16 protein-coding genes are annotated in these 18,165 nt (G+C 51.8%); 13 read left to right on the top strand and 3 right to left on the bottom strand.

Annotated elements, in window-relative coordinates:
* Window positions 1-78: 78 nt before the first annotated feature.
* The 13 genes from ACJJI1_RS03335 (at window position 79) to ACJJI1_RS03275 (ending at window position 14,249) form a co-directional block, all read left to right on the top strand.
* Window positions 79-1,308, top strand: coding sequence for a glutamate-5-semialdehyde dehydrogenase (locus ACJJI1_RS03335; RefSeq protein ID WP_444959357.1), 1,230 nt, complete (start codon window positions 79-81; stop codon window positions 1,306-1,308).
* 48 nt (window positions 1,309-1,356) lie between these two features.
* Window positions 1,357-2,040: a nicotinate-nucleotide adenylyltransferase gene (gene nadD, locus ACJJI1_RS03330; protein WP_444958535.1), complete on the top strand. Its 684-nt coding sequence runs from the start codon at window positions 1,357-1,359 to the stop codon at window positions 2,038-2,040.
* The gene (rsfS, locus tag ACJJI1_RS03325) at window positions 2,037-2,414 is read left to right on the top strand and encodes a ribosome silencing factor (protein WP_413663146.1); all 378 of its coding nucleotides are present in this window, start codon (window positions 2,037-2,039) and stop codon (window positions 2,412-2,414) included. Before nadD ends, rsfS begins: the two co-directional genes overlap by 4 nt.
* A 5-nt stretch (window positions 2,415-2,419) precedes the next feature.
* Window positions 2,420-2,896, top strand: a complete 477-nt coding sequence (rlmH, locus tag ACJJI1_RS03320) for a 23S rRNA (pseudouridine(1915)-N(3))-methyltransferase RlmH (RefSeq protein WP_444958534.1) — start codon at window positions 2,420-2,422, stop codon at window positions 2,894-2,896.
* 120 nt (window positions 2,897-3,016) lie between these two features.
* Window positions 3,017-4,912 carry a penicillin-binding protein 2 gene (gene mrdA, locus ACJJI1_RS03315; protein ID WP_444958533.1) on the top strand — a complete coding sequence of 632 codons (1,896 nt, stop codon included), beginning with the start codon at window positions 3,017-3,019 and terminating at the stop codon, window positions 4,910-4,912.
* Window positions 4,905-6,050 (top strand): rod shape-determining protein RodA, encoded by a 1,146-nt coding sequence (rodA, locus tag ACJJI1_RS03310; protein WP_444958532.1) that lies wholly within the window; start codon window positions 4,905-4,907, stop codon window positions 6,048-6,050. The genes mrdA and rodA overlap by 8 nt, the downstream gene beginning before the upstream one ends.
* A gap of 42 nt (window positions 6,051-6,092) precedes the next feature.
* Entirely contained in the window at window positions 6,093-7,103 is a 1,011-nt protein-coding gene (mltB, locus tag ACJJI1_RS03305) for a lytic murein transglycosylase B (protein ID WP_444958531.1), read from the top strand.
* Between the two features lie 147 nt (window positions 7,104-7,250).
* Window positions 7,251-8,126 carry a septal ring lytic transglycosylase RlpA family protein gene (locus ACJJI1_RS03300; protein WP_282931471.1) on the top strand — a complete coding sequence of 292 codons (876 nt, stop codon included), beginning with the start codon at window positions 7,251-7,253 and terminating at the stop codon, window positions 8,124-8,126.
* A gap of 249 nt (window positions 8,127-8,375) precedes the next feature.
* A complete protein-coding gene (locus ACJJI1_RS03295; protein ID WP_282931472.1) occupies window positions 8,376-9,521 on the top strand; it encodes a D-alanyl-D-alanine carboxypeptidase family protein in 1,146 nt (381 codons plus the stop codon).
* Between the two features lie 167 nt (window positions 9,522-9,688).
* Window positions 9,689-9,970 carry an HP0495 family protein gene (locus ACJJI1_RS03290; RefSeq protein WP_282931473.1) on the top strand — a complete coding sequence of 94 codons (282 nt, stop codon included), beginning with the start codon at window positions 9,689-9,691 and terminating at the stop codon, window positions 9,968-9,970.
* Window positions 9,970-10,671 (top strand): lipoyl(octanoyl) transferase LipB, encoded by a 702-nt coding sequence (gene lipB, locus ACJJI1_RS03285; RefSeq protein ID WP_282931474.1) that lies wholly within the window; start codon window positions 9,970-9,972, stop codon window positions 10,669-10,671. The genes ACJJI1_RS03290 and lipB overlap by 1 nt, the downstream gene beginning before the upstream one ends.
* Window positions 10,664-11,647 carry a lipoyl synthase gene (gene lipA, locus ACJJI1_RS03280; protein WP_444958530.1) on the top strand — a complete coding sequence of 328 codons (984 nt, stop codon included), beginning with the start codon at window positions 10,664-10,666 and terminating at the stop codon, window positions 11,645-11,647. Before lipB ends, lipA begins: the two co-directional genes overlap by 8 nt.
* A gap of 886 nt (window positions 11,648-12,533) precedes the next feature.
* Window positions 12,534-14,249: an AMP-binding protein gene (locus ACJJI1_RS03275; protein ID WP_444958529.1), complete on the top strand. Its 1,716-nt coding sequence runs from the start codon at window positions 12,534-12,536 to the stop codon at window positions 14,247-14,249.
* 71 nt (window positions 14,250-14,320) lie between these two features.
* On the opposite strand, the gene ACJJI1_RS03270 is transcribed toward ACJJI1_RS03275, so the two are convergent.
* The 3 genes from ACJJI1_RS03270 to ACJJI1_RS03260 form a co-directional block, all read right to left on the bottom strand.
* Window positions 14,321-14,611 carry a DUF1540 domain-containing protein gene (locus ACJJI1_RS03270; RefSeq protein WP_413663139.1) on the bottom strand — a complete coding sequence of 97 codons (291 nt, stop codon included), beginning with the start codon at window positions 14,609-14,611 and terminating at the stop codon, window positions 14,321-14,323.
* Window positions 14,612-14,758: 147 nt separating this feature from the next.
* Window positions 14,759-15,289 (bottom strand): GNAT family N-acetyltransferase, encoded by a 531-nt coding sequence (locus tag ACJJI1_RS03265; protein ID WP_444958528.1) that lies wholly within the window; start codon window positions 15,287-15,289, stop codon window positions 14,759-14,761.
* A gap of 116 nt (window positions 15,290-15,405) precedes the next feature.
* On the bottom strand, window positions 15,406-17,784 hold the full coding sequence (locus ACJJI1_RS03260; RefSeq protein WP_444958527.1) for an autotransporter domain-containing protein: 2,379 nt from the start codon (window positions 17,782-17,784) through the stop codon (window positions 15,406-15,408).
* Between the last annotated feature and the right edge of the window lie 381 nt (window positions 17,785-18,165).

The raw sequence follows: 18,165 nt of genomic DNA, 5'->3' as shown, positions 1-18,165 counted from the left end.
ACCGGATTTTGCACGGAGAGCCATGTGACCGCCACAGACACCGCTGATCAGCAATCCACTCGCGCCAAGCTCGAACAGATGGGGCGCGCTGCCCGTACCGCCGCCAAACAGATAGCTGCCGCGGATACCTCCACCAAAAATAATGCTCTCAAAGCCATCGCTGCCCAACTGGAGGCTCAGCGGGTGTCTTTATTGAAGGCCAATGCATTGGATATGCAGGCGGGTCGCGAGCGCGGCCTGGATGCGGCTCTTCTGGATCGCCTGGAGCTTAACGATGCCCGCATCGATGGCATGATCGAGGGTTTGGTGCAGGTGGCAGAGCTGCCCGACCCGGTGGGAGAAGTTGAAGATTTACGCTATCGCCCCAGCGGCATTCAAGTGGGCAAAATGCGTGTGCCCCTAGGGGTGGTGGGCATTATTTATGAGTCCAGGCCCAATGTGACCATTGATGCAGCGAGCCTGTGCTTAAAATCCGGCAATGCCACAATTTTGCGTGGAGGCAGTGAAGCGCTGCACTCGAACAAGGCAATTGCCACCTGTATTACCGCTGGCTTGCGCGAAGCGGGTTTGCCGGAAACGGCGGTGCAGGTTGTCGATACCACCGATCGAGCGGCGGTGGGTGCCCTGATCACCATGCCGGAGTATGTGGATGTAATTGTACCCAGGGGCGGAACCGGCCTGATTGAAAGGGTCAGTCGCGAAGCCCGGGTGCCGGTGATCAAACACCTGCACGGTGTTTGTCATGTGTATATCGATGATCGGGCTGACCTGGACAAAGCTTTCGATATCGCCCTCAATGCCAAGACCCATCGCTATGGTGTTTGTAACGCCATGGAGACACTTTTAGTTGCCGAGATGGTTGCGGCGGATATACTGCCGCGCTTGGCTGGTGCCTACGAAGAAAAAGGGGTTGAATTGCGCGGTTGTGACCGGACCCGTGAAATCATTCCTCACTGTGTAGCGGCGACAGAAGATGACTGGAGTGAGGAATACCTTGCCCCGGTTCTCGCTGTGCGTGTTGTTGCGGATATGGAAGCGGCTATGGAGCATATTGCCTGTTATGGATCCGGCCACACCGAGGCAATTGTCACTCAGGATTACAGTCGCAGCCGCCGCTTTATGAGTGCTGTGGATGCCAGCTCAGTGATGATTAATGCCTCAACCCGTTTTGCTGACGGCTTCGAGTACGGCTTGGGGGCGGAAATTGGTATCAGTACTGATAAAATCCACGCCCGCGGCCCGGTTGGCCTGGAAGGGCTCACTTCGCAAAAATGGATTGTGTTCGGAGATGGCCATATCCGGCAATAAGCACTTTTCCCTTTGGGGCAGCGAGTGCGAGAGGTACGAGAAATAATTGTGGCGAGCAAAAGGCATACGTTGGCCCTGTTTGGCGGAACCTTTGATCCGATTCATCTCGGTCATTTGCGCATGGCGCTGGAGCTGCGGCAGGTGCTCGAATTTGATGAAATGCGCCTGCTACCCAGCCACCAGCCTGCCCACCGGCAGACGCCAGGTGTATCGTCCCGCCAGCGTAGCGAAATGCTGGCTCTGGCGCTGGAGGGGTGTGAGGAGCTCACCCTGGATGAGCGAGAACTCCATCGTGGCGGAGCTACTTATACGGTAGACACCCTGGAGGAGCTGCGCAGTGAACTGGGAGGTGAAACCTCCATCAGTTTCTGCATGGGATTGGACTCCCTATTGAGTCTGCACCGCTGGCACCGCTGGGAGCGCCTCTTGGAGTTGGCACATCTGGTGGTGGTAACAAGGCCTGGCTGGCACCTGCCAGATCGCGATAGCGAAGAGCATGGCCCTCTGGCAGAACTGCTGGAGAATCATCGGGGCACGGTTGCAGACTTGCATACACGAGCATGTGGTTGCCTGCTGTTACGGGAGCAGACCATGTTGCCGATTTCCGCGACGCAAATTCGCGAACTAATTAAAAGTGGCCAGTCGCCACGCTATTTACTGCCCGCAACTGTGTTGCAGTACATAGAAGATCATCGACTTTATACAGAGGTTGCTTCAGGCGACCCGCAATGAATCAAGGTGTTATGACAAATATTAAAGATATCGCTCTCAATGCGCTGGAAGATTTGAAAGGTAAGGATATTGTTTCCCTGGATGTTTCCGGACTTTCAGATGTAATGGACAATCTGCTGATCTGTACTGGTACTTCCAGCCGCCAGGTTAAGTCCCTGGCAGAGAACGTTGTAGACGAGCTGAAAAAAGAAGGTATTCGTCCCATTGGTGTTGAAGGTGTCGACCAGGGCGAGTGGGTATTAGTCGACTACGGTGACTTGGTTGTTCACGTGATGCTCGCAGATGTTCGCGGTTTCTACGATCTGGAAAAACTCTGGTCTATGACTCCGAATACCCGTGACGATGCCGATGGCAGTGATCCGCACCAGGGTTAATTGCTGTGAAAATCCGCATTCTTGCCGCCGGTGGAAAAATGCCGGCTTGGGTGCAGGAGGGCTACGCCGAGTACGCTAAGCGCCTGCCCCGGGAAATTGCTCTGGAAATGGTGGAAATTCCACTCGGCCAACGAGGCCAAAAGAGCTCTGCAGCCCTGATTGAAAAAGCGCGAAAAAAAGAGGGCGAGGCGATGCTCGCCGCTTTGGGACCGCGGGACCACGTGGTAGCGCTCGATGTGAAAGGCAAGCCCTGGAGTACCGAGCAATTGTCGGTGCAATTAAGTGATTGGCAAATGCTTGGGGAAAATATCAGCCTGTTAATTGGCGGGCCCGACGGTTTATCCGAAGACTGCCTCGCCCGTGCGCGCCAGCGCTGGTCTCTGTCCCCACTGACCTTGCCGCACCCGCTGGTGAGAGTGGTTCTGGCTGAACAAATTTATCGCGCCTGGACATTATTGGCCGGTCATCCCTACCACAAATAAAATATTTGCGATAAGTCGCGGAGAGATTTGCCGACTCGGTTCTCTCTCCTGACTCGCCCTGTGTTAATGTAGGGAATTAGATTTTTTGCACGCCAGTCAAAAACCATCGAATAAATTCTGATGCCGCACGATTACCATCTCAAGGACCCCCATACCGAGCAGCGATTGTTTCGCAATCGTATGTTGGTGGCGCTAGTGGGGGTTATCTTTTTACTGGGTGTTCTCGTAGCGCGTTTCTACAACCTCCAGGTGGTTAATTACGAAGACTACCGCACTCAATCTGATGAGAACCGTATCCAGGTGCGCCCGGTCGCGCCAACCCGTGGATTGATCTATGACCGCAATGGCATTTTGCTAGCCGATAACCGCGCCAGTTATAACTTGTCGATTGTTCGCGAGCGCGTGCGCGATATGGATGCCACTTTAGAGCTGATCGGTAACCTGGTGCGACTCGATGAAAATGATGTCACCAAGTTCCAAAAACGCCTCAAGCGCCGGCGCCCCTATGAGCCAGTGCCTCTCCGGTTTCGATTGAACGAAGATGAAATCGCACGGATCAGTGTTAATCAATTCCGTATGCCAGGGGTGTCAGTGGAGGCGGAGTTGGTGCGCTACTACTCCCTCGGGGATTTATTTGCCCACAGTGTGGGCTATGTGGGGCGAATCAGTGACCGGGACCTGAGTAACTTTACCGAGGATGATGTGCGCCGCTATCGCGGTACCCGCAGCATCGGTAAGGTTGGGTTGGAACGCTCCTACGAGGACCTCCTGCTCGGAGAGGTCGGTTATGAAAATGTTGAAATTAATGCTCGTGGCCGGGTTTTACGAGTACTGGAGCGCCAGGACCCCAAACCGGGCTCGGATCTGGTGCTCAACCTGGATGCTCAACTGCAACAAGTCGCCTCTGATGCCCTGGGAGATCGCCGCGGTGCAGTAGTTGCGATCGATGTAAATAGCGGTGGCGTGTTGGCGTTTGTCAGCAAGCCGTCCTTCGACCCCAACTTGTTTGTGACCGGCATCAGCTTTGCCGACTATCGCGCCCTCAGCGATTCCCTCGATGTGCCCCTGTTTAATCGGGCGGTGCAGGGTCAGTATCCACCGGGTTCCACTTTAAAGCCGTTGATGGGGCTGGGTGGACTCCAGGCGGGCATTATTACCCGAGAGAGTACAGTCAAGGACCCCGGCTTTTACAAGCTGCCCAACGATCCGCGCATCTACCGCGACCACGTGCGCTGGGGGCACGGTGAGAAAGTGGATCTGATACAGGCCATGGCGCAGAGCTGTGACGTCTACTTTTGGGATATGGCGCACCGCTGGGATATCGATGATATGCACAGCATCGCCTCTCATTTTGGCTTGGGCAGCAAGACCGGAATTGATCTGCCCATGGAACGCTCCGGGTTGTTTCCCTCTAGAGATTGGAAGCGCGGCGCCCGCGGAATGCCCTGGTTCCCCGGTGACAGTTTGAATGCGGTGCTGGGGCAGGGTTTTGTGTTGGCGACGCCACTGCAGCTTGCAGTAATGACTGCCACGATTGCCAATCGCGGCACCCACTACCGCCCGCAGATGGTCAAGTCGATCAACGGGGTGGAGCAACCTCCCGAGATACTGCACAACCTCGAGGCCCGCCCTGATCACTGGGATTTGGTATTCGAGGGAATGGAGGCTGTAGTCAACCACAGTACCGGTACGGGGAAACGGGCAGGTAAAGATCTGGATTTCCGCGTGGCGGGTAAGTCCGGTACCGCTCAGGTGGTCGGCATTGCCCAGGGGGAGCGCTATGACTCAGAGGCCCTGCAAGAGCGCCACCGAGACCACGCCCTGTTTGTGGCTTTCGCGCCTGTGGATAACCCCCGTATCGCTGTTTCGGTACTGGTTGAGAATGGCGAGGGCGGCGGCAAGGTTGCTGCTCCGGTGGCAAGAGAGCTATTTGCGGAGTGGATGTCACGCCCGCAGTTGGAACCGCAAAAGACGGCGGATACCACTTATTTGAGCGAGGGGGCTGGCAATGGCTAGTCGCGATTTCTCCCACCGTTTGTCAGATGCCCACGGCAGTCTGCGCAAGCCGATCAGTCTCTCACGCCGCCTGCATATTGATATACCGCTACTGGTGCTGTTGTTGGTGTTGGCCGCTGTAGGACTTGGAGTGCTGTACAGCGCTTCTGGCGGTGATATGAACTATGTGCGGCGCCAGTCAATTTTTATGTGCGTGGCCTTTGTGGGCATGTTTATCGTTGCGCAAATCCCCCTGGATTTTTATCGGCGCTGGTCCCCCTGGGCCTATTTGGCCGGTTGTGCGCTATTGGTTGGGGTATTGTTCTTTGGTACCAAGGCGATGGGGGCACAGCGCTGGCTGGAGATAGGCGGGTTTCGCTTCCAGCCATCGGAAGTGATGAAGCTCGGTGTCCCCATGGCAGTGGCAGCTTACCTGCATCAACGCCGTTTGCCGCCATCACTGACCACAGTGATTGGAGCTTTGGCAATTGTGGCGATTCCCGCAGCTCTTATCGTACGGCAACCGGATTTGGGGACTTCGATCCTGATTGCGGCGTCCGGTCTTTTTGCCCTGTATCTAGCGGGGTTGAGTTGGAAGATGATCAGTGCGGCAGCAATGGCGCTGTTGGTTGCTGCCTATCCAATTTGGCACTGGGGGCTCCACGATTACCAGCGGCAGCGAATTTTGACCCTACTCAACCCAGATGATGACCGTTTTGGTGCTGGTTGGAATATATTTAACTCCAAAGCGGCTATCGGCTCCGGTGGTGTTTACGGCAAAGGCTACCTGCAGGGAACCCAGTCACAGCTCGATTTCCTGCCGGAGAGCCATACCGATTTTATTATCGCGGTACTGTCGGAGGAGTGGGGTATGCGCGGCGCCCTGTTGCTGCTTTTGCTATATGTACTGATTATTTCCCGCGGCATTTACATCAGCTTTATGGCCCAGCACGTATTTGGCCGACTGTTGGCGGGGAGTATTACCCTCACTTTTTTTGTCTATGTATTTGTAAACATTGGTATGGTTACAGGATTGTTGCCGGTGGTGGGGGTGCCTTTGCCAGTGATTAGTTACGGCGGGACATCCTTGATTACATTGATGGCCGGATTTGGCTTGTTGATGGCTGTTGGCACTGAGCGGCGCAGAGTTCACTTTTGAGGAACACTGCATAGGGACAATAACCGGATTTAGAGACGCGAGATGAAGACAGGAGCGGTCGTTTTGAAGTGGACCTCGGGATTATTAATCGGGATGGGACTGGCCCTCGCCGCCTGTGCGCAGGAACCGGGTCATGGAAATAATAAACAAGCGCAAGAATTCGTAGATTATATGGTGGAAGAGCACGATTTTAATCGCGAAGAAATGCAGACTCTGATGCGTGAGGCCAAGCGCAAAGATTCCATTCTAAAGGCGATCAAACGGCCAGCCGAGAAAGCCAAGCCCTGGCACGAGTATCGCAAATTGTTTCTCACCCCGCAGAGCATTGCCGGTGGGGTGGACTTCTGGGATCAAAACGCCGAGGCCCTGGCTGAGGCTGAAAAGAAATACGGTGTACCGGCAGAGATGATTGTTGCCATCATCGGAATTGAAACCCGATACGGCGGTAATATGGGCGGCTACCGGGTTTTGGATGCACTTTCCACGCTGGCATTTAACTACCCCCGTCGCTCTGCGTTTTTTACCAAAGAGTTAGAAAATTACCTTCTGCTGACTCGTGAGCAGGATATGGACCCCTTGGCTCTCAAGGGCTCTTATGCTGGGGCTATGGGCTACGGTCAATTCATGCCTTCAAGCTACCGTTCTTATGCGGTGGACTTCAGCGACGATGGCAAGGCAGATATATGGAATAACCCTACCGATGCGATCGGCAGTGTGGCTAACTATTTCGTCAAACATGGATGGAAGCCCGGTGAACCGGTCGCGGTACTGGCCAGCCCCCGCCCGAATGCGGACATGACAATCGTCAACGATACTCTGCAGCCGCAGTGGACCGTTGGAGAATTGGCGGACAAAGGCTTTAACGCTACTAGCCAGGTGGCTCCGGAAATGCCGGCCAACGTATTCTCCCTGCAAACTGAGCAGGGAAAACAGTATTGGCTCGGTTTGAATAATTTCGCGACTATCACCCGCTATAACCGCAGTCGTCTCTACGCTATGGCCGTCAATGACCTGGCCCAAGAGATCGTTAAAGCGAGAGGCGGCAAGTCTTAAGGCGGCTTCAGTCCCGCAGCTAAATTTAACCCAAATGGAGGGAACCATTTGGGTTTTTAGCGTTCATATTTTTCTATTTTATTTAGCAGTTCCAGATAATAGCGGCTTGGAGACGGCAGCAATAAGTTGTCGCGCGCCGGGGGGATTATGTTTCAGTGCAAAGCGCGTTGGGGAGTGGCCCTGGCGGTCCTGATATTAGCGGCCTGTAGTGGCCCGCAGCCAAAACCACAGAAAACCGAAAACACCAAGCAACCGGACTTTAATAGCATCAAGGATAGTGGCCCTGCTGCTCCGGTAAATATGCAAGCAGCCCCTGAGCCGATCCCTGTCCGAGAGCCGATCGGCGACGCCGGCAATAAATCCCCTTATAAGGTCAACGGTGTCACGTATCGTGTACGCAATGACGTCAAGGGCTATAAAGAGGTGGGGCAGGCTTCCTGGTATGGAACAAAATTCCACGGCCGACGCACTGCAAATGGCGAGGTCTACAATATGTATGCCATGTCTGCTGCCCATAAAACGCTACCACTGCCCAGCTATGCCAAGGTCACCAATCTCGACAATGGCCGCAGTATTATCGTGCGGGTAAACGATCGGGGGCCCTTTGTGCACGGGCGCATCATCGACCTCAGTTATACTGCTGCGCAAAAGCTCGGATACATTGATAAAGGCATTGCTCGGGTTGAGGTAGAGGCTCTGGACCCGGCCGCGTTGCCGGCGGCCAATGAAGTACTGGCCAATAGTGATGGCACCGCTGGTTTGGCGGAAGATACGACTATCAAGTTGCCCGACAATACCTATCTGCAAGTTGGTGCTTATAGCAGTTCCGCGCAGGCCCAGGAAATTCGCACCCAATTGGCAGCGGCCATTGACTATCCTGTTGCTGTTAGTTCTGTTCAGAGTGGCGGCAAGACTTATTATCGAGTTCGAATTGGCCCACTCACCCAGCAGAGAGCTTTGGCAACAGCGCGGGAAACTGTTGAGCAAAAGCAATTTGGACAGCCACAAGTAGTTTACGAATAGTGTTGTGGGCTTTTGGGTATCAATAGGTAAGGGCGATATCTGCCTTAAATGATTGTGACTGATGCTATCGGCGGCAGTCATTTGAATACCCGTTCACAAAATAGTGCGCATTGACGCGTTTTTTCTTGTATTTTGTAATTTTGTAATGATAGGCGGCGTTTGGTGACAAGCTCTAGTGCCGCTGATTAACCTTGTAGATTTCGTTGCAGGTTAAGCCAACGAAAACGAGGAATGACGAGACATATACCTATGATCACACGGATTATCGCCTGTTCTTTCCTGTTGTTATGTGCGGGCCTGGCCCAGGCGCAATCTCTTATCCCTGCACCGCCTCAATTGGCGGCAAAGTCTTACCTGCTCTTAGATGCCAATACCGGTCAGGTCCTGGTTGAGCACGAGGCGGATACTCCGGTACCGCCGGCAAGCCTAACCAAGATGATGACGGCCTATATCGTTTCTGAGGAGATCCTTAAGGGGAGCATCAAAGAAAACGATATGGTTCGTATCTCTGAAAAGGCCTGGCGTAAGGGTGGCTCCAAGATGTTTGTCAAAGTGGGTGACCAGGTGCCGGTTATCGACTTGATGCGCGGTGTGATTATTCAGTCCGGTAACGATGCGAGTATCGCCCTGGCAGAACACGTCTCCGGTAGCGAAGAGGTCTTTGCCGAAGTTATGAACCAGCAGGCAGAGCTGCTGGGCATGGAAGATACTAACTTCGTCAACGCCACTGGCTGGCCTGCAGAGGGGCATGTAACGACTGCCCATGACCTGGGTGTACTGGCGCGTGCGCTGATAATGGACCACCCGGAGCATTACGATATTTATTCCGAGAAGTATTTCAGCTACTCCGGCATTAACCAGCCCAACCGCAACCGTTTGCTGTGGCGCGACTCCTCTGTAGACGGAATTAAGACCGGTCATACGGAAGAAGCAGGGTACTGCCTGGTGGCTTCTGCAATGAAGCGCGGCATGCGCCTGGTTGCTATTGTTGTCGGCACCGACAGTGATGAGAAGCGCGCCTCTGAAACCCAAAAACTGCTGGCCTACGGCTTCCGCTACTACCAAACCCACAAGGTCTACGGTCAGGGTGAAGAGTTGCAGACGGAGCGTGTCTGGGGTGGTAAAGAGCCCAGCGTGGGTATTGCCGTAGCTAAAGATGTATTCGTTACCATCCCCCGAGGCGGTGAGGAAGGCATTAAGGCCGACCTGATTGTGGATGGTGAGCTGGAAGCGCCTGTGCAGAAGGGCCAGCCAGTGGGTAAAGTTGTTGTGACCCTGGATGGTGAGACTGTCGCCGATGTTAAAGCCGTTGCTGCCGAAGATGTGGAGCGTGCCGGTTTCTTCAAGCGCATGTGGGACTCCATCAAGCGCTTCGTAATGGGCTTTTTTAGCTAAATGCTGATTTAGGGATGGGAATGATTCCCATCCCTGTCCATCCCTCCCCACTCTCTGTCCACTTCCCCTTTTGCTCACTGTCCACTGCTGTTTAGCCGCTGTATAATCGCCGCCCGGCTGTGCCTAAGCTTTTCTCAATATCTAACAGCCCGGCCCCGGAGAGTGGTATGAGTCAAGATCCCAATCAAAAAGCCCCGAAAATTGAATTTCCCTGCGAAGACTACATGGTCAAGGTCGTGCGTGATGCCAATGATGAGGCGCACGAATTTGTACTGGATGTGATGCGTCGCCATGCCCCCGGCCTGGATGAAGAGCGCGTTACCTTGCGTGACAGTAGTACTGGTAAATTCACCTCAATGACTTTCTTTATCCTCGCCACTGGTGAGGAGCAGCTCAAAGCATTATTTGAAGAACTGAAACAGCACCCCGCTGTGCATATGGTGCTCTGATGACCATTGTTCGCGATCTTGCGCGGCGAGATTACAAGAGTGTCTGGCAGGCCATGTCGCGCTATACCGATAGTCGCGATGGTGAAAGTGTCGACGAGATCTGGTGTGTAGAGCACGAGCCGGTTTTCACCCAGGGGCAGGCAGGCAAAGCCGAGCACCTGCTGAATACCGGTGATATACCCGTGGTTCAGGTGGATCGTGGGGGACAGGTGACTTATCACGGCCCCGGCCAGTTGGTGGTGTACCCATTGTTGGACCTACGCAGAGCAAAAATCGGAGTGCGTGATCTGGTCACTGCCCTGGAGACTGCCACGGTGGCAATGCTGGAAACTTTTGGTGTTGCAGCGGCGCCCAGGGCCGATGCGCCCGGGGTCTACCTCACTGAAGGCCCCCGTGCGGGAAGTAAGATTGCCTCTATCGGATTGCGAGTTCGGCGGGGGTGCAGTTTCCACGGTATCGCCATCAATATCGATATGGATCTGGCTCCATTCCTGCGGATCAACCCCTGTGGCTATGCGGGGATGCAGATGGTGCAGATGGCAGAAATATTGGAACCAACCCCGAGTTGGAGCCAGGTCGCCGAGATTTTTGTACGCGAGCTTCTCCACACTCTTCAGTTGCCCGACGCCCAGTGGCAACCCATTGATGAAAAAGTATTTGCGCAGCTGAGCGCAGAACAGCAGGAATTAAGTAATGGCTGATAAACCCGACCTGGTGCCCGTTAAGCGCACTCGCCGCCTCCAGCAGGGGGAGAAACTTCGCGATGGCGATAAGGTAGAGCGTATCCCGGTGAAGGTAATTGCCAGCGATAACCTGCTGCGTAAGCCTGACTGGATTCGCGTAAAGGTTCCCGCTTCAAAAGAAGTGGATCGCATCAAAAGTATTCTCCGCTCACAAAAACTGTCAACGGTTTGTGAAGAGGCGAGCTGCCCTAATTTGGGAGAGTGCTTTAGTGGCGGTACCGCGACATTTATGATCATGGGTGAAATCTGTACCCGTCGCTGTCCTTTCTGCGATGTGGGCCACGGTAAGCCCAATCCACTGGACCCGGAAGAGCCTAAGAACCTGGCAGATGCCATTGCTGCAATGAGTTTGCGCTATGTGGTAATCACCTCTGTTGACCGGGATGACTTGCGCGATGGTGGCGCCGAGCATTTTGCCAATTGTATTCGTGAATCGAGAGCGCAATCCCCGAACCTGCAAGTGGAAATTCTCACCCCGGATTTCCGCGGCCGTATGGATGTAGCGCTGGAAATTCTGGAGAAAGAAGCTCCGGATGTGTTTAACCACAATTTGGAAACTGTGCCACGCCTGTATAAAGAGTCTCGTCCCGGTGCCAATTACAAGTGGTCTTTAAAGCTGCTGCAGGAATACAAAAAGCGTCGCCCTGACGTACTGACCAAGTCCGGGTTGATGGTTGGCCTGGGTGAGGAGAAAGAGGAAATTTTCCAGGTAATGGACGATATGCGCGAGCATGATATCGATATGCTTACGATCGGCCAGTATCTGCAACCGAGTAAAGAGCACTTGCCGGTACAACGCTACGTCCACCCGGATGAGTTTGAAGAGTATCGCCGCTACGCCGAGCAAATCGGCTTTAAGCACGCGGCCTGTGGTCCCTTGGTACGCTCTTCCTATCATGCCGATAAGCAGGCTCATGGAGAAAAGGTAGGTTAATACAACTTGTAGGAGAGGGAAGTATTTTTCACATCCCTCTCCCAATTTCTCCCTCCTCAATCTCGCTTTTAACGCCCAGTTAAACACATCTATTTTTATACAAAACTGACAATGCTTTTGGTGTTGCGAGCTCTGAAAGTATATTCTTGATTGAGAAATTAAAGTTATTTTCTCTGAAGTGTTGAGGTGGCTATTTTCAATATTTAAGAGCTGTTAGTGTTCTTAATTAAATTAAGGTTAATGTAATAATTGCCTTAAATAGATTTTAAGTCTCCGCGGGTTTTTGTCGTTTTTAGTTTGCCTGAATGCTCGCGCTTACTAAAAGAAAGCTTTTGTAGTTTTCGGACTTTTAAGTTGGGTGTTGCTATTTTTTTTGCTTGTTGTCTAAGGTTGTTTTTCTGTAACCCTGAAATCAAATTAGAAATTGGTGCGGATTAAATTTTTAAGAAATCAAAAATAATTTTAATTACATTCATGTGACACTGTGTACCACAATGCAGTAGTTTTTAGTTCTATTAGTAAGTAGAGCCCTGATAAAAGAGATACTTTTGTTAGGCCTGATGTCCCAATTAGGTGGCAAAGAGCCTGGCTATTTGTGACCAGTCATCCGCATTTTCCAGTTGGTAACAATAATTGCACTAATAGCCGATCTTCAGTAACTTAAGGTAAAACAATAACTGTCAGAGATTCTGCCTTTTTAGGTGTTTCATCTGCCATATTCATTCGGCGGATCTAGCCAAGCCGGCTAAAAGTCGTTATTTAATGGCTTTACTGCTTAGTTATCTTGGTAACTCCGCTCAGGGTGTGCTGCATATTGGTGCAATCTGCCCGGACAAATGATACTGCTCATAATTAAAAAAAACACAATAATCAGAGAGGACTAGCGATGACCCCGGAAGAAAAGTACGAGAAGGTGAAGGGCCTGCAACCTTTAGAGCTTCTTTACCAGAGGGAGGCGCAGCAGGCTGATACGGTCTTTCTTCGCCAAATGCAGCAGCGGCAATGGAGAGACTATACTTGGGGTGAGGTAATGGATCGGGCCCGCAGGATTGCTGGCTACTTGCGCGCTCAGTACGAGCCCGGTGATCGCATCGCTATTCACGGCAAAAATTGTGCAGACTGGATTATTGTGGATGTGGGTATCATGCTGGCGGGAATGATCAGCGTGCCGCTTTACCCTGGTCAATCTGTCTCCTCGATGACTTATGTTTTACAGCACTCTGAATCGAAGATGCTTTTCTGTGGGGCCACCGACAATAATGCGGCTCTACAGGAAGTTGCTGATATGCTGCCCTCGGTCGCTATCCAGCGCTGTGAGATCCGTTGTGACCAGGATCTGGAAACCCTAATCAAAGAGAGTGAGCGCTTTGAGGAGAAGCCGACTTTTGATCTGGATGATATCTTTACGATCATGTACACCTCTGGAACTACAGGTAATCCAAAAGGGGTTATGCATAGCTGGTCTTCGGTGGTTTTTGTCTCCCCGAATATGATTCGCGGTTATGGAATGGATGAAAATGACCGTGTTCTTTCTTATTTGCCCTTAGCCCATGCCGCAGAGCGGATACTGGTTGAATTCCATTGTTTGTATTCTGGTACCCCAATTCATTTCCCCGAATCTCTGGATACTTTCCTGGAAGATTTAAAGCGTACGCGCCCGACGATGTTCTTCTCGGTTCCTCGCCTTTGGACCAAGTTTAAAGAGGGTATTGATGAAAAAATCCCGCCTTCACTGCAAGAAGTACTGCTACGTATTCCTGGAATCAATACCTGGTTGAGAAAGAAAGTTCGCAATGGTCTGGGGTTGGATGATGCAGAAATATTGGTTAGCGGCGCGTCCCCTATTTCCATTGAGTTACTTCGCTGGTACCACCGTATGGGAATGAAGGTGGCTGATGGTTATGGTATGACGGAGAACTTTATCTATGGTTGCTTTGCTCCGCCGGGGGAAGATCCTGTGCCGGGGACGGTTGGTAAGCCTTACCATGGCTGTGAAGTTAAGATTTCTGAGGAAGGGGAGATACTCTTTAAGAGCGGTTCCTTGATGAAGGGATACTATCTTGAACCGGAAAAAACCGCGGAGGTAATACGGGACGGTTATTACCACACGGGTGATTCTGGTTTTATTGATAAGGACGGTCTGGTACATATCACTGGGCGTATTTCAGAAACCTTCAAAACCAGTAAAGGCAAGTTTATTCAGCCCAGCCGACTCGAAGGATTTTTTGGTAATGAGACTATGCTGGCGCAGCTCTGTGTTCTGGGGCACGGTATGGATCAGCCGGTAATGCTGGTGACTATCTCCGAGTCTGCTGAAAAATTACCACGGGAGGAAGTCAATGAGCATTTGCAGAAACTACTGACTTCGGTAAATGATAAGTTACCGCAACATGAGCGGATTAAGACTATCTTTATTACCAAGGAAGAGTGGACGCCCCTCAATGAATTCCTAACGCCGACACTAAAGATTAAGCGAAAGGTACTTGAAGCTCATTATCAGCCTTTATTTAAACAACACGTGGATACCAAGGGGATTGTATGGGAACCTCGCACTGCGGTGAGTGAGGGCTCAAAAGAGGCTTCACTTGAACCTGTGAGTTAATCGCCCCCGATTAATAGAAAAGCCCGGTGAGTATTGATCCGGGCTTTTTTATTGGGTTGTTGGTTGCCTAGTCAGTGAGTGTAGCTCTGACAGTGCTGGGATTTTCCTGTCAGCCCAATTTGAATGCTTTCTGCTGAGCACTCGAAGTCATCATTAAATTTACAGTCTTCCATTTTGCAGGCACCAACGCCGGCGGTACGGGAGCTGCTTGTATGACGGGAGTTGGTGAAGAAAGTATCACAGTCGGGATCGGCACCGTCACCAATGGTAATTGCTCTGGCGTGGCAAGCATCATTGGCGTTATAAGCACATTGGCTGGCGGCACATCGACTGACTTCTGGCATATCGGTTGCGATAATCATGGCAGTCCTCTCCTTAATAGTAAGTTGGAGACTAGACCAGCATGGTTGCATGTCAATGAAAAACCACAAGGTCTGTGTGGTATTTTTATTATCAAGGTGCAGCGACGTTGTATATCAGAATAACTTTCTTAAGAAATAGTTTTTATTCTAGTTTGTTATTTCAGCTGCGTCTTTGTGCCAGGCCATTAAAGCCAGTTTCTCAGTCTCGCCTGGCAATACAATTTGCTTCTCGTGGGCTAGGCCGAGTTTTTCCAGTAATCGGATAGAGGGTTTATTTTCTGGTTGTGCAATCGCAAGGATTCGCGTTAATCCCAGTATATCCCTGGCGTACGTCATTACAGCTTTGGCAGCTTCTAAAGCAAAACCCTGGCCACGATAATCGGGTAAAAAGGCAAAGCCAATATCGGCTCCATTGAGCCCCTCTCGCTTAACCAGTCCGCAGATGCCTATTGCAGTGCCATTTTTCAAGGACACTTTGTACATACCAAAACCGTGCTCACGATACATGGCAATGGGACCATTTAGGATATAGTTGCGAGCCTCACTTTCTGTGCGAATTCCGCGGTCGCCAATATTCTTTAGAAAATCGGCATCATTGAGTAGTGCCAGCATTAAACTGTTATCCCGGTCTTCATTAAGCTCTTGAATAACCAGGTTGTCAGTTTCCAATCGGAGCATTTGGACGGACCCTATTTTTTCAGTTTCACTGATGAGGGAAGGCTGTGAGGTGAGAAGAATCGTAGCTAAATAGAAGGGGAGGCTGTGCCCCCTGGAAGAGGGGGCACAGTTACCACTTAGAAGCGGTAGGTCAAATTGACAGAGGCAGATTCAGTCGTCGGGCGGGAAGCGACAGTTGCGCTAACTGCGATAGCGTCAGCTGCTTGCCAGCGGATACCGGCAATCATACCCATACCACCGTTGAAGATACCTTCGTCGACACTGGCATAGCTAGGCATGGCATTCATATTGCCTTCCATGGATTTTACACCCACTTCAATAGTGTCTTCTTCGGTACCGTTGGTGTCTTCGTACCAAATTTCTGCATAGGCATTAATGGTGTCCCAGCTCTTATTGGCGAAGGCACCAAAACGCATGTTTCTCAGGCGGCGCTCCTGATCACCGTAGTGCATACCCAGTGGGTCGAGCTCATTGCCACTCAGGTCGGTGTAGGTAAAGCCTTCGATGGCATCTTCGGTGTAGCCATCTACATCCGTAGTTACCTTGGTAAAGCTTACAAATGGACCGAACTGGAAGGTTTCGCTGTCGAGCAGGTTGGCACCGGCAGTAATACCCAAAGACAAGTTCTCGCCAGAGGTATTCCCGGTCAGGTTACCGTTATATGTGTCGCCCAGAGAGATAGAGCGGCTGACGTCATCGTAATCTACATCGGTCAGGGTCGCGTTACTTTCGACAAAGAAAATGTCGTAGTGCATGCGGCCAAAAACGCTGTAGTTGGTCGAGGTGGAATCAATAGCAAGCTGTGAATTATCCACATCAATATTGGAGCGGCTTACTGCAAAACCGATTTCCGCATTGTCGCGTACGGCAAAAGTCAGGCCGAGAATATTGGAGTAGCCGTCTCCCCTGACATTGGCGGTGTAATCGGTATCGTAGTCGACGTTACCCAGGGAGCTGCCGGCGAAAACGCCAGTCTGAGCGGACCGGTAACGAACACTGGCCAGGCTCTCGTCAAGGCTGTTGGTGTGGGTGCGAGTAGCCTGGATTGCGATATCCGGCAGCTGACCGGCAACCTGGGCAGCATTCACGATTGCGGTGTAGTAGTCACCGAGGATTTCCTGACCAATTTGAGTGGGGTGAACACTGTCGTTGAAGATCAGTTTGTCTGCATCGGGGTCAGTGCCGTTAATGCCGTAAACGGAGTGCTCAATACAGTCGTTGCCACTGCCGTCGTAACAGAACAGTTGGTTCTCTGAGGAGGATAAGCCAAAGATGGTCGGGTTATTAAGGGCGACTTTCAGGATACCTGCCTGGTCAACCATCAGAACGCCGTCGATATCCTTGGCCTTAGCTAACAGTGCTGAGTTGAAGGTTTCAGACGTGGCACTTGCTTCCAGAAGTACTTCTTCGAAGGCGGCGGCCAATTGAGCATCCGCATCCTCCTGGCTCATTAGTCCAGCCTCAACTGCGGCTTGCAGAGCGTCTGCATCATCGCTGGAATAAACGGCTTCATATGCTGCAGCGTAAACACCGGGGGTCTTGCTAACATCCGGCACATTGGACACGAGGATGTAATTGGCACCTGCATCGGATAGGGCGCCAGCTGCGCTTGCCAACATAGTTGATGCAACGTCTAGGTCCGCAGTGACTTCTTCGATGGTTGAGGTGCCAGCGACGACATCTTCGAAACCGCTGAGTAAGTCGTTACCACCGCCGTTTACCCAATAAAGCGCGTTGTGATCAGCACTTCCCAGGGTGCTTTCCAAGTAGCCCATTCCCAGTGGGTGTGGGTTACCGGAAGTTCCAGTAGTGGTTATAAGATCAGCAAAGGTGCCCTCAATGGCGTCGCCCATAGCAGAAGCTTGGGTCATCAGGTCAGCATAAGTTGCGGTATCACCTTCTGCCAGGGCAGCTTCGGCTTGGGCTACTAATTGGGCTGCAGTGGCCTGTTGTACCAGCAACTGGGTCAGGAGTTCGGAGTCCGGGTAGCTGGGAGTTAAGCCTTCGTCACCAGTGGTTGGCATCAGGGCGCTTAACAGGTTATGACGGCTCGGGTCAGCCTCCAGGCCATATGCTTGCAGGTAGGCTGCATAGTTGTCGGGACCGATGATATTCATCAGAACATCAGCTGCTTTATGCCCTCCTACGGCCCAGCCTGTACCAGCATTGCTCAAGCCAGCAGCAATCTGAGCAGTAACGGAAGCTTCAAGTTCCTCTGCACTCAGTGAGGGGTCTACGGTGGGTAGGCAAAAGGAAGATTCCATACCTGCACAAGACGGAGTTACTGCACCCAGGCCCAGATTCTGGGATAAAAGACTAATGGCTACTTCGCGATCGTCGCCCCCATTAGTGAATACATCGTAGTTGCCGACATCGGTCAGGCTGTCACCGAAGGCGATAACCTGGGAAAAGGCTGCCTCTTTGGCAAAAGCCGCAGAGCTTGTTATTGTTGCGAGTGCTATGGCCGCTGCGAGGCTACGCTTGGCGTTATGCATGGTTTTCTCCTTGTCGCGGTAATCTCACACCCGCGGAGACATCGGGAGCAGTCCAGAGGAAACTACAGGGCGCGAGTCTTTATTGTTCTTTGCTCCAGTACTTCTAGGAAGCCGGGCAATCTTAGCGGATTTGACTATGACTTGAAAATAAGTCACAAATCATTCCGCAAATCTTGGTTGGCCTTTAAGGCCCCTTTAATAGCTTTTATTCGGCTGGCGCAATATTACTTAATGAGGGTTTCCCGGTAAATGAGGTTTACCCCTAGATACACTCATTTTATAGGAAGCATTTTTTTATAATTTGATTTCTGTCAATGGCGAATTGTATCTGTGTGGTGGGGCTGGTTAATAGCTGCACTATTTGGGCAGAATGGTCATTAG

The organism is Microbulbifer maximicatervae (SeqCode), from assembly GCF_052467065.1.
The sequence above is the reverse complement of the archived record's forward strand: the minus strand, read 5'-3'. Positions and strand labels throughout refer to the sequence as shown.